7 protein-coding genes are annotated in these 13,232 nt (G+C 55.8%); 6 read left to right on the forward strand and 1 reads right to left on the reverse strand.

What is annotated here, in order from left to right; translation table 11 throughout:
- The first annotated feature begins 39 nt into the window (after positions 1-39).
- From H7F31_RS08060 to H7F31_RS08085, 6 genes are all read left to right on the forward strand, one after another.
- Entirely contained in the window at positions 40-3,870 is a 3,831-nt protein-coding gene (locus H7F31_RS08060; protein ID WP_261800340.1) for a TIM-barrel domain-containing protein, read from the forward strand.
- Between the two features lie 239 nt (positions 3,871-4,109).
- On the forward strand, positions 4,110-5,102 hold the full coding sequence (locus tag H7F31_RS08065; RefSeq protein WP_187103718.1) for a Gfo/Idh/MocA family protein: 993 nt from the start codon (positions 4,110-4,112) through the stop codon (positions 5,100-5,102).
- Between the two features lie 1,099 nt (positions 5,103-6,201).
- A complete protein-coding gene (locus H7F31_RS08070; protein ID WP_261800341.1) occupies positions 6,202-7,551 on the forward strand; it encodes an extracellular solute-binding protein in 1,350 nt (449 codons plus the stop codon).
- A 162-nt stretch (positions 7,552-7,713) separates the two neighbouring features.
- On the forward strand, positions 7,714-8,619 hold the full coding sequence (locus H7F31_RS08075) for a carbohydrate ABC transporter permease (protein WP_261800342.1): 906 nt from the start codon (positions 7,714-7,716) through the stop codon (positions 8,617-8,619).
- A 42-nt stretch (positions 8,620-8,661) separates the two neighbouring features.
- Positions 8,662-9,561 (forward strand): carbohydrate ABC transporter permease, encoded by a 900-nt coding sequence (locus tag H7F31_RS08080; protein WP_261800343.1) that lies wholly within the window; start codon positions 8,662-8,664, stop codon positions 9,559-9,561.
- Between the two features lie 156 nt (positions 9,562-9,717).
- Positions 9,718-9,900 (forward strand): hypothetical protein, encoded by a 183-nt coding sequence (locus H7F31_RS08085; protein WP_187103719.1) that lies wholly within the window; start codon positions 9,718-9,720, stop codon positions 9,898-9,900.
- Between the two features lie 147 nt (positions 9,901-10,047).
- Here the strand turns inward: H7F31_RS08085 and H7F31_RS08090 are convergent, their stop codons facing one another.
- Complete coding sequence (locus tag H7F31_RS08090; RefSeq protein WP_187103720.1) at positions 10,048-12,954, reverse strand: glycoside hydrolase family 66 protein; 2,907 nt, start codon at positions 12,952-12,954, stop codon at positions 10,048-10,050.
- Positions 12,955-13,232: the final 278 nt, after the last annotated feature.

Raw genomic sequence — 13,232 nt, forward strand, 5'->3', positions numbered from 1 at the left:
GGCATGGGTCTAAATCCATTGTGGAAGGTGGCATGTCATGTGTTAAGGGTAGAGTCTCGCGCAATTGTTTACGTCGTTCTGCTCTCGATGGTCTTTTCGCTGATCGGTATCGCTCGTCCGGGCACGACGCTTGCTTACGTAGGAGCGCTGGGAAATGTAACGGGAGCCTCCGTATCGGGAGACTCGGTTACGCTGACGATCGACAACGGCGCGGAGCCGAACGACGACAAGCTCATTATCGACGTGCTCAAGAGCGACATCGTAAAGGTGTCGTACCGGCCGAACGATGTATCGCCCAGCCCCGATACGCCTATGATTGATCCGGGCAAAACCTGGAGCGCCGTCGGGGCGACGATTAATACGTCGAGCAACCCCATTACCATCGTGACCTCCGAGATTCGGGTCGAAATCGCAAAGACGCCGGCGCGCGTCACGATCAAGAAGGCTGACGGCACGACGCTGCTGTGGGAGCCATCGGGTGGAGGCGTCTTCTACGACGGCGTCCGGTTTATGCGGAACTCCGGCGACAACATCTATGGCATTCGCAGCTACAACGCCAACGAATCGGCTCCTGATCTGCTTCGCAACTCCAGCACCCATCCGGCGCACGCCGGCAACCAAGGGGATTCCGGCGGTCCGCTCATGTGGTCGACGTCCGGATACGGCCTGCTTGTCGACAGCGACGGCGGTTATCCATACTCCGACACGACGGGCAAGCTGGAATTTTATTATGGCGGCACGCCTGATGAAGGACGCCGCTACTTCAAGACCGACGTCGAATATTACGCCATGGTCGGCTCCCCGGAGGAGATTATGGCCAGCGTCGGCGAGATTACGGGCAAGTCTCCCATGCTGCCCAAGTGGTCGCTTGGCTTTATGAACTTCGAATGGGATACCAACCAGACGGAGATGACCTCGATGATCGATACGTATCGCGCGAAGGACATTCCGCTCGACGCGTACGGACTCGACTATGATTGGAAGAAATATGGAGATACGAATTACGGCGAGTTCGCCTGGAATACGGCCAACTTCCCTAGCGCCGGCACGACGGCGCTGAAGACGGCGATGGATGCCAAGGGGATCAAGCTGATCGGCATTACGAAGCCGAGAATCGTGACGGAAGACAGCAGCGGCAACCGGACGACGCAATACAACGACGCCAACGCGGCGGGGTATTGGTATCCGGGACATGGCGAATACAACGATTATTTTATTCCCGTAAAGGTACGAAGCATCGATCCTTACAACGCGGGCATGCGCGCCTGGTACTGGGATCACTCCGAGGACGCTTACGACAAAGGTATCGTGGGCTGGTGGAACGACGAGACTGACAAGATCGCCTCGGGCTCGGCCCAATGGTGGTTCGGCAACTTCTCGACGACGCATCTGTCCCAAGCGATGTACGAGGGGCAACGCGCTTACACCAACAACCAGGCCCGCGTCTGGCAGACGGCGCGGACGTTCTATCCCGGCGCCCAGCGGTACGCGACGACGCTGTGGTCCGGCGACATCGGAGGACAGTTCGAGATGGGCGAGAAGGTCGGCTGGGCATCCGGCATGAAGGAGCAGCGCACGGTCATGCTCTCGTCGGTAAACATGGGACAGCCGAAGTGGGGCATGGATACGGGGGGCTTTAACCCGAACGACAGCAATCCTAGCCCCGAGCTGTATGCGAGATGGATGCAGTTCGCGGCGCTTACGCCGGTGTTCCGCGTCCACGGCAATTTGTACCATCAGCGGCAGCCATGGTTTTATGGCCCTACGGCGGAGGAAGCGTCCAAGGCGGCGATCAAGCTGCGTTATTCGTTGATCCCGTACATGTACGCCTATGAGCGGGAAGCTTACGAGACGGGCAACGGTCTGGTTCGCCCGCTGTTGTTCGATTATCCAAACGATCCGGCGGTCAGCAACTACGTCGACGGCTGGATGTTCGGCGACTGGCTGCTGGCTGCTCCAGTGGTGGACAAGGGCCAGACGGTCAAGCCGATCTATCTGCCGGCGGGTACGTGGACGGATTATTTTACGGGCAAAACCTATGCGGGCGGTCAAACGATTCAGTACGCGCTAAACGCGGACGACTGGTCGGATATCCCGCTCTTCATCAAAAAAGGCGCCATTATTCCGACGCAAGAGCCCCAGGATTATATCGGCCAAAGCGCGGTTACGACCGTCGATGTCGATGTTTTCCCGGATATTGCCGCAACCAGCTTCACGTATTATGATGACGACGGCGGCAGCTACGATTACGAGAGCGGCGAAATCTTTAAGCAGACGTTGACGGCGCAGGATAACGGCGGCAGCGGGGTCAGCTTCTCGGTAGGCGCCAAGACGGGCACGTTTGCGCCGGCTCTGCAAAACTACATCGTGAAGATCCATGGCAAGGCCGGCACGGGCGTAACGCTTGGCGGCTCAGGGATGACCTCTTACGGCGATCTTGCGGCGCTGCGCGCGGCATCCGGCGAAGGCTGGACGACGGGGCGCGATATCTACGGCGAAGTGACATACGTCAAGGTCGCGGCCGGAAGCGGCTCCGCCAAAAACATCGTCGTCTCGGGCACAGGCGCGCCGGCCGCTACGGCCATGAAGCTGGAAGCGGAGCAAGCTTCGTTGTCGGGCGCCACGCCGGCTACGCAGGCTGCCGTCAACAACAATCACGCCGGCTACTCCGGCACGGGCTTCGTGGACAAAATCGAGAACGACGGCGCGTCCGTTACGTTTTACGCCGATGTCAAAGCGGCAGGCGACTACGCGGTCGATCTCCGTTACGCCAACGGCAACGGTTCGGCGAAGTCGCTGAGCATCTTCGTCAACGGCAAGCGCGTGAAGGGGACAAGCCTCGCGAACCTGGCGAGTTGGAGCACTTGGGGGACGGCGACGGAAACCGTTCCGCTGGCGGCAGGACGAAACGCCATTACGTACCGCTATTATGCGGATGCAGGAGACACCGGATACGTCAATCTGGACTATATCTCGGTGCCGTTTTACCCGTCCGTCGGCAAGTACGAAGCGGAGGGAGCCGCCCTGTCCGGCGGAGCGGCGACAAACAAAAACCATGGGTTCCACAGCGGCACGGCTTTCGTGGATAGCATGACGGCAGTGGGGGCGGCGGCAACGTTTAAAGTGAATGTTCCGTCCGCCGGCAACTACCAAGTGGCGCTTCGTTACGCGAACGGCACGGGCAGCACGAAGACGCTTAGCACTTATGTAAACGGCGTCGACGTGGCGCAGGCCAGTCTGCCAAGCCCTGGCGCGAGTTGGAGCGCATGGCAGGATGTTTCGCAGTCGCTGACCTTGAACGCGGGAGAGAATACGATCGCCTTCAAGTATGACGCGGCGGACAGCGGCAACGTCAATCTCGATCGGATTCTGGTATCCCCGAGCTCGCCGGGAACGCCGCAGTCGGAGCTGAATTTGCTCGATAACGGCAGCTTCGAACGGGTCGGGTATAGCTCGGCCTGGACAGAATGGCATCCCAGCGGACAGGCGCTGGCCTTCGGCGTCGACAGCGGATCGGGCACGCATCCTCCGACATCGGCTTGGCACAGGGACGCGAGGGCGTACTTCTACTCCGCAAGTGCGTACCAGCAGAGCGTTCATCAGCTCGTAAACGTGCCGGTCAACAACGCGAACTACAAGCTGGAGGCTTGGGTGCGCATGCAATACGCAACCCCGACGACGGCGAGAGCGGAGATTACAAGCCATGGCGGATCGGCGATCTACGCGAACATTCCGAATACCGGGGAGTGGGAATATATCAGCATCGATAATATTTTCGTAACAAGCGGCGCGGTCGACGTCGGCTTCTATATCAACTCGCCGGGCGGCACGGTGCTCCATGTGGACGACGTGCGGTTGACGAAGCAATAGGGAACGGACGATACCGCGTGCGGTTGACGAAGCAATAAGGAACGGACGATACCGGTTACGATTAACGCATCCATACCACAACGCAGCGATACTACAACGGCCAGCGCCCCTTTAGGGAGCGCTGGCCGTTTGCGCGTCGAGACGGCATCCTGCAAAACTAGCTTTTCCATCCCGCAGCCAACAATGGTAGAATGGAAGGCAGTACCAATGCCATAACGATGAGAGAGGAGCAACAACATATGAGCACGAAACCGGTCAAATGGGGCATTCTGGGCTGCGGCGGCATCTCGTCGAAGTTTGCGAACGACTTGAAGCTGGCGGAGGGAGCCGAGCTGACGGCGGTAGCCGCGAGGTCGCTCGACAAGGCGCAAGCGTTTGCCGAGAAACATGGCTTCGAGCGCGCCTACGGCAGCTATGAGGAGTTTTTTAACGACGCGGACGTCGAGATTGTTTACGTCGGCACGATTCACCCGCTGCACAAGGAGCAGGTTCTTGCATGCCTGGAGGCAGGCAAAGCGGTGCTTTGCGAAAAGCCGTTCACGATGAATGCCGCGGAAGCGGAACAAATCGTACGCGCGGGACGCGACAAAGGTCTGTTCGTCATGGAAGCGATGTGGACGCGCTTCCTGCCTCCGATCGTGCAAGTGCGCGAGTGGCTGCAGCAAGGGCTGATCGGGGAGGTCCAACTGCTGAAAGCAGACTTCGGCTTCGACGCGGGTTGGAATCCAGGGGGCAGGCTTCTGAACAAGGAGATTGGCGGCGGCGCGCTGCTGGATGCTGGCATCTATCCCGTCTCCTTCGCTTCTTTTGTATTCGGCGAGCAGCCGAGCGCGATCCATAGCAGCGCGGTGATCGGCGAGACGGGGGTAGACGAGAAGTTTTCGGCGCTGTTCGAATACGAAGGGGGACATACGGCGGTGCTTAACGGCGCGGTACGTCTGCAGCTGACGAACGAAGCGTGCCTCTACGGAACGAAGGGTTACATCCACATCCCAAGCTTTCTCTTCGGCAAGTCGGCAAGCCTTCACGTCCGCGGAGAAGAACCCGTGCATTTCCAGGACGACCGCACGTACAGCGGCTACAAGCATGAAGCCGAAGCCGCCATGGAAGCTTTGCGCTCCGGCCGGACGGAGAGCGAAGTCATGCCGCTTGACGAGACGATCTCCATCATGGGCACGATGGACCGGATGCGCAAGCAATGGGGACTCACGTACCCTGCGGACAACCAGTAACTTTTAATAGAAAAACAAACCATGCTTGCGCCTCTGTATGTCCGGGGCCCCAAGCCGCGTTTCAAGCGGAGACAACTTGCCGCCTGAGACGCGGTTTTTTTTTGTTGTTTTGGAAATAATGCAGCTCCAAGACTTGTGGACGGACAAGCAACAGGGGGGCTTCACATGCAAGCTATAAAAGGTGAAAAGTCTAACGGACATCAGCGACGCTAATTGTCTGATTTTTGACCTTTGCCCAATCTAACGGACAGCAGGAGGCTGTCGATTCATTGTGTGCGAAACTGGAAATGAAGCTGCAATCGATCATCGCCAACTTGTTAACGGAAGTGAGGGCCCTTATATGGATCTTTTGGCGTGATTTTAAAATCTACCGGAACTCTGCGACGTTATTCGTGAGAAATCCAGGCAAACCGTGGACTTTTGCCCATCATAAGGGCTGTCAGTTCCATTAGATTTGCAAAGTACAGCTTTTTGCTGAAATAACGCCTTTCATTTCCGTTATAGTTGCTCCCGTTCATTTCCTAACGGACACTTGCCCGCAATTTCACCTTTGCACAATGAATAGACAGCCTCAGCAGGGACTCTATTTGGTCGGAATGGAGATAATTGGCGCGCAAATGAGGCAAATAGTGTCGTTGATGTCTCTTAGATTTTAGAAGTCTTCCAAAATAGAAGAATAACGTCATATTTGTCCTTTAGGCGGTGACTGCACGATTGGTTTTTTAAGTGGCCTTCAGGTGACTTTGTTCTCGTTGCCGGAAGTAGGGGGAGGCGAGAATTATAGCGGAGAAATCCGCTATAATGTGCCGAAGTCGGTGGGTGGCGGGAATTATAGCGGAAAAGTCCGCTATAATGCTTCGAATCCGGCGCATTGCGCTGCATATGGCGGAGTCACATCAGGCGGCGGACTACCGCAGCGGCGATCAGTATCTTATGTTCCGATCATCGGAGAATAACGCACCTTTTTGCTGGAAAATCCTGCATGCGCGCCAAAGCGATGAATAAAAAGCACCAAAAGAAGAAGTTAGTCAATCGGAGAACCCCAGCCTGCAGCCCTATAATGAAAGCGTACTCACACATCGATGGAGGGGATCAAGAGATGAAACTGAACATCAAGTCGGCTGCCAAGCCGATGGTGGCAGGGCTCGCGGCAATGATGGTGCTGACCGCATGCAGCGGCGGCAATAACGGTAACAACGGAGGAAACGGGGCGGCCACAAGTCAGCCGAGCAAACCGGCCGCGGAAGAAACGGCGAAACCAACGGAAAAGCCGGCGGATCCCGTCACAATCGAATTCTGGCACGCGTTCGGCGAGGGCGAAGAGAAAGTGCTGCTCGACGAAGTGATGCCGAAGTTTAACGAGAAGTTCCCGCATATTACCGTAAAGTCGACGCGCATGCCTACGGAGAACCTGGATCAGCAGGTCATAACGGCGGCTGCGGGCGGAGCGGTGCCGGACGTTATGCGGATGGACAATACGTGGATTCCGAGAATGGCGAAGGAAGGCGTGCTGCAGAAGGTAGACGGCTTCCCGGGCTTCGATCAGGTCGTGGCGGATTCCTTTAAAGGGCCGATGTCCACGAACTATTATGACGGCAGCTACTACGGCGTGCCGCTCGACACGAATACGAAGATCGCGATCTATAACAAGGAGCTGCTCACGGAAGCGGGAGCTTCGGCCCCGCCAGCTACAATCGACGAGCTTGTGGAACTGGCGCGCAACTTAAAGGCAAAGGGCAAATTCGGCATTACGATCGGTGGTCCTGACGCCTGGAACATGCCGCCGTGGTTCTGGTCGCTAGGCGGCCGCATTACAGACGACAACTACACGACGGCGACGGGACATCTTAACAGCGACGCCAGCGTGAAGGCACTGGAGACGATCATCGGCTGGAACGACGAAGGGCTGTTGGCTCCTCCGATCCTCGGCGGTCAACCGGGCACTTGGGAAGGGCTGCGCGGCGAGGAAGGCAAGCCGGCCAGCTATATGATGATTAACGAAGGCCCATGGTTCTTCAGCATTCTGGGCGATGCGGTCAAGGACAACATGATCCCGGCCAAAATGCCGAACGGTCCGGACGGCGCAAGCCATTCCGTCATCGGCGGTCAGAACATGGTCATCTTCGAAGGCGCCAAGCAGCCTGATGCCGCCTGGACGTTTACGCAGTTCATGCTGACGGAGGAGATTCAAACGCTAATGGCCGTGAAGACGGGGGCTATCCCGACAAACGTGGCCGCGGCAAATGCCGAAGAGTTGAAGAACGTGTACTATCTCGGAGCTTACGTTGCCGAGATGGATACGGCACTGGCACGCACGCCAAGCGCGAACTGGAATCAGATCAGCGACGTGTTCGGCAAAGCTTTCGAAACCGCGCTTCGCAAGGAATCGTCCGCCAAGGACGCATTGGATAAGGCGGCGGCAGAAATCGACGCGCTTCTCAAAAAATAAGGCCCTTCGGGCCCGGAAGGATGGCGGCGGCCGGCCTGTGCTGGCTGCCCCTTTTGATATCGGGAGGATTTGATCGGCTTTTACGCGCAATAATCGCTGCCAATAGACCGCGAGCATTCGTCTCGCCTTGGCAGTAGGCCTGCCGCTAGGAGGTAACTAAACATGAACAAAGTGAGCAGAGGGCTCAAACAATATATCCAGGTCGCGCCGTTTCTGGCGCTTGGTTTCATCATGACATGCGTGTTCGTCTTGTATCCGCTCGTAAAGGGCATACACATCAGCTTCTTCGAATACAAGGTCATCAAGCCGGAACAAAGCGTATTTCTCGGCTTCGACAACTATAAAAAGTTATTTAACGACCCTAATGTCTGGGTCGCGTTCCGCAATACGGTGTTGTTCGCCATCGTGACGGTGCCCGGCCAATGGGTGCTCGGCATTTTGGCGGCGATGATCATCAACTTGCAATTCATTCGTTTCAAGGTTTTTTTCCGGCTCGTGTATTATTTGCCCGTCATCAGCTCGTGGATCGTCGTCAGCTACTTGTTCCAATTTCTATTTAGCGACGGCAGCAGCGGCATCGTCAACTATTTGCTTACGGACGTGCTCCGAGTTACAAAAGAGCCGGTCGCCTGGCTGCAGAATACATGGAGCGCAAATATCGTCATCTGGCTGCTCAGCATATGGAAGGGCGTCGGCTGGGTCATGATTATGTATCTTGCCGCGCTGCAATCCATTCCGAAATCACTCTACGAGGCGGCGCAGATTGATGGAGCGAGAGGGCCGACGGCTTTCATTCATATTACGCTTCCGCTCATGCGCACGATGACCGCTTACGTCGTCATTAACCTCATCATCGGCGCGTTTCAGGCGTTTATCCAGGTGTTTCTTATTACCAAGGGCGGTCCGCTGGATTCGACGCATTTGGTCAACACGTATATGTTCAAGCACGCTTTCGAATACTTCGACTTCGGTTACGGCGCCGCGATCAGCGTCATGCTGGGACTGCTCATCTTCATCATTACGTACGGAAACCAGCGGACGTTCGGCAAGGAGCGGATCGAATATTAGACGAAAGCCGTCGTTTGCGCATAGCAAGAAAGGAGATTTCGTATGAATACTGCCGTACCCGCAAAGTCAGGCGCATCAACGAATCGGAAGTCAACTCCCAACCGTCCAAACCGCGCCAAACGAATGGCGTCCTGGCTTGCCCATATCGTGCTGATCCTTGGCATCGGCTTCGTAATCGGGCCGTTTGTCTATATGATTCTGACGTCGATTACGACCGACAACTTTAGCCTGCCGAGCCCGCAGAAGCTGCTTAACAGCGAAAAAACGCTGGTTAACTACGTCGAGGCATGGAATAAAAACAATTTCTCCAGCTATTTCGTCAACAGCCTGTTCGTTTCTTCCGCTACGATGATCTTGTCGCTTTCGTTGGCTTGCACGACTGCTTATGCCTTCGCGAGATTCCCGTTTCCCGGCAAGGAGTTTCTGTTCAAGCTGTTTCTGTTCTCGATGTTCGTCCCGGCCATCCTGAACATCATTCCGCAGTTCACCATTATTAAGTCGCTGGGGCTCGTGGATACCTACTCCGGTCTGATTTTGGTCTACATTAGCACCGGCGTGGTCGGCAGCACGTTTTTCCTGAGGGGATTTTTTGAGCGGATCCCGACGGAGCTGGAGGAATCCATCGTCATCGACGGCGGCAATCGTTGGACGATCTTCCGCGCGATCTACATTCCGTTGTCGCTTCCGGCTATCGGCACACTGGGCATTTTTGCTTTCTCCGGTACCTGGGATGAGTTTATTCTGGCTTTAACGCTGATCAAAACGGAGGCTCAACGCACATTGCCCATCGCGCTGCAGCTATTCCGGGGTCAATACGCGACTTACTATGGCTTGTTCTTCGCGGCTTCGATGATGGCATTAATGCCGATTATCGCGATCTTCGTTATCTTCCAGAGACAATTCGTCAACCCGAACCTGTCGGAGGGCAGCGTAAAGGGATAAGCTGGGAGCAGGACCCGACGTCCGCAAAGGACTGCGGGTTTTTGCTACTTTTGGAGGGGGGCGAACTTGATATGTCATTGTGCCCGATTGCCGTGACATGAGATAATTAACGTGACACAATAATTAAAATTTCCAGTAATGTTTGGAGGTTCCATATTGAAGAATTTCCCTGTCAAGCTTGGAGAGGGAGGACGAGTCGTCATCCCTGCCGAACTTGTGTCGCTCACCCGTAAGCAAGCTATTCAATACGTGCAGGAGCAAATGGCGAAGTACGAGATCGGCGACCGGGTTCTGTCGCAGGAACTAATCGACGATCGCAGGAGAGAAACTCAAAAATAAAAAGCAGGGTATGGACCGGCTGCGCGAGCCGAAGATCCATACCCTGCTTTCTTATTGGCGATAAATCCTACCTTTAAACGCGGTCGTTCATCTTCGAAAGGCCGAGGGTAGAGGATTTCTCACATCCGCGTGCCTGCCATATGCACGCTAGTTCACATTGATCCCGAAGTCCGTCCCTTCCCATCTGTCCGTGCTTGGTTCCAGGACGCCGTTGTTGTTGTCGTCCCACAGAAACGTAACGTCAACCGCGGTGCCCGTGGTGAACGGTCCAATGGACGTCTCGTGATCCAGATTGCCGTCCAGGTAGCCGTTGCTCCGGAGCGGCGTATCGGTCACGCCCGTCCAGCCGTTCACGCCCCAGTGCACCCAGCCCGGCAATCCCGTTCGGAAGGTAATGCGGTAACCCGCCGGGACGTTCGCGATTTGACGGTCGAACTGCCAAATGTACGTTTTGTCGAGATCCAGATGATCGAGGTTGATTGCCCCGGTGTTGCCGCTCGTCTGCCATAGCACAATGGTGTGGTGGCCGGGCTCCAGACGCGCGGTTATCTCGCCGTAGCCCCATGTGCTCCAAGAGCCCGTGCTCTTAAACGAAACGGTGCCTGCGAGCTTGCCATCGACGTACACGTCCCGGGTTGCGTCGGAGCCGCCGTTGGCATAGCGGAAGCGCAGCGCGTAATCATCGGAGGCCGTCGACTTCACGACGAAGGAAACGCCGTCATTTGTAGAAGAAAATCCGTCGACGAAGCCGCTCCCCGTATAGCCGGCATGATTCGTGTTCGTCGAGACGTTCGATTTGATCGCCGTCTCCGCCTCGTAGATATCGTTAGCCGGCACGCTGAACGAACGTTTCATGTAGAGCATGTCCCAATACTTCAGCTCCGGCACCGTAAAGGAAACGTATTTGCCGCCGGCATCCGAGCCCGAAGTGAACGTCAGTTCCTGCGTCTCTCCGTCGTTAAGATCAGGCGAGGCGAGATAGACGTCAGTAATCGTTTCGTCCGCGCCGATGTAGATTTTAGCCGGAAGATTGGTCTGGAAGCTTGGCTGCGACGCCGTATTGCGCCATTGGTTATCATTGCCGAGCAGGTTAATGAGGTGAACGATATTGTAATCCGACGTCCTTTTATTGATATACCAAACCGTGTTGGCCGATCCGTCGCCGCTTGCGCTGACGCCCGTCAGGTTCACGAATTGCGAGCCGGTGTCGTTGGGGACGACATCCGAGTCGAACAGCAGATTCTCATAAGCCGTGATGAAGTTGTAATGATCCTTCATCGCGTTTTTGAGCGAGCTTCGCATCGTCTTGCTTCGGTTCGGATAATATTCGTGCGGCAGCATCTGGTTGTCGTCGCCCAGCTCGATATGCGTCGCGCCGCTCGCCGACATCATGGCATCCGCCAGACGTACGGAATGTTCGTCGAACGTGCCAAGCGTCAGGCTGTCGAGGTTAACAGCGCCGACGTTGCCGGATTCGTACCGCAGCTCTACGGTGTGGGCTCCTTGCGTCAGCGGCACCTGGTACCAGGCGTCGTGCTTCCATGTCCCCCAACTGCTCTGGTTGAAGAAATACAGCTTCTGCACGAAGTTTCCGTCCACGTACAGATTAAGCGTCGAATTGGCTCCGGTGTTGTTGCCGTAACGGAATACGAGCGAATAATCCCCTGCCTCGGGAGCGTTGATCGCAAAGGAAACCTTATCGCCGGCGCTTGCGAACTGGTCGACAAATCCGCTCCCCGTGTACCCGGCATGATTCGTATTCGTCGAGACGTTCGTCAGCGACGCGCTCTCCGCTTCGTAACGCGTGCCGGCATTGTCGGCATAGTTCATGTAGGCTGCCAGCACGACCGCTTTGTTGCCGCCGTTTGCGCGCAGCTGCTCGATATAGTTTTTAAGCTGATTGTAGCTGTCCGAGAGATACCAGATTTCGCTGTACAGGAAATCAAGATCGGCGTTTTTGCTTACATCGTTTGCCGCCCATCCGTTTACCGTACCGTCGACGATATTGTATGTCAGGTTATCGCGGGCAGGGTTGTTGGCGCTAAGTACGCTTTTGGCCTGGTTCAGGAACGGCGAGAAGCGTGTGGAGAGATCGATGGAGTTGCCGTTGTAATCGTACACGTTGCTGCGCTGGCCCATCTGGTCCACGTGGATGCCGTCGAAGCCCGCGGTGTTGATGGAATCGATGTATTCGGCATGGATATAATTTTGCCAATTGGGATTTTGCGGGTCGAACATATAGAGGTACGTGCTGCCGTCGCCGAAGTCGACGTCGAACTGGTTCGTATGGGAGGAGTCCTCGTAGATGCCCCAGGTCGGACTGATGCCGAGAGGCGAATAGTTCTCGCGGGAGGCGTAGATCATGGCGTAAGCCATCGCCTTGCCGTTTACGTCATGCACCGCGTCGATCTGATTCTGAAGGGTGGACCAGGAAATCTCGCGGTTGAACAGGTCCAGCCAGGTGGAATCGATGCTGCCGCCGGTGCGCTTGATCATTTTGTCGTGCCGCCACATCCAGTCGTAGAACTGCCAGGCGTTAATGTGGTAATCCTGCGCAAGCTGATCGACCTTGGCCTTGCTCTCCAATGCCGTCTCGCCGGACTCGAATTCGCTAATATACCCGTATCGCGGATATTTCGTGAAGTCGCTGGAGACGTCGATCGCCGTTGCTCCTTGCCCCAGCGTCCCGGCATCGATCCGGACGAAGTAACCTCTGAAGTCCGTGGATGGAGCCGTCCAAGTGAAGGTCAAAGTCGTCGATTGCCCGTTTGTTAACGTTAAGGATTGGGAAGAGGTGTACACCGAGTTCTCCAAATGAAAAATTTCCAGTCGGGCGGTGCCGCTCCAGCTTGAGCCGGTGCCGTTTTTTGCCTGCACGCTGATCGAGACAGTGTCGCCCGGATTATAGCGGGCTTTGTCGGTGTACACCCGCTCGATGCCGCCAGAGCCTGATGCCTGTGCTTGCGGGGGAGGGGATACGACGGATGCGACGCACAAAAACAACAGGGACATCGCAAGCAGGAGGGAAAGCCGTCTTTTCCTTAAAGCGTACATAAATCTCACCATCCTCTTCCATAAGGTTGGCTGGGATTAGGGCGCCTAAGTCGCGTCTATCGCAGAAGAGCAGGTCGGCATCATCATGGGGAGCGGAAGCGGTTCTTAAGCTTGTCCGAGTTCCCGGCACTTTTATTGTATCGGTCGGGAGGCTCCATTTGCGAGGTTCTATTATTACGATTTGGTATTTTATATTCGCTAATTTCCAGAGAGAGAGGTCATTCTTTTTTTGGTTGGAATCGCTGTCAAAAAGGAGTATTATGGGTTTATTCGAGCTG

Origin of the sequence: Paenibacillus sp. PAMC21692 (assembly GCF_014303795.1) — a bacterium.
Taxonomy (GTDB): Bacteria; Bacillota; Bacilli; order Paenibacillales; family Paenibacillaceae; genus Pristimantibacillus; species Pristimantibacillus agaridevorans.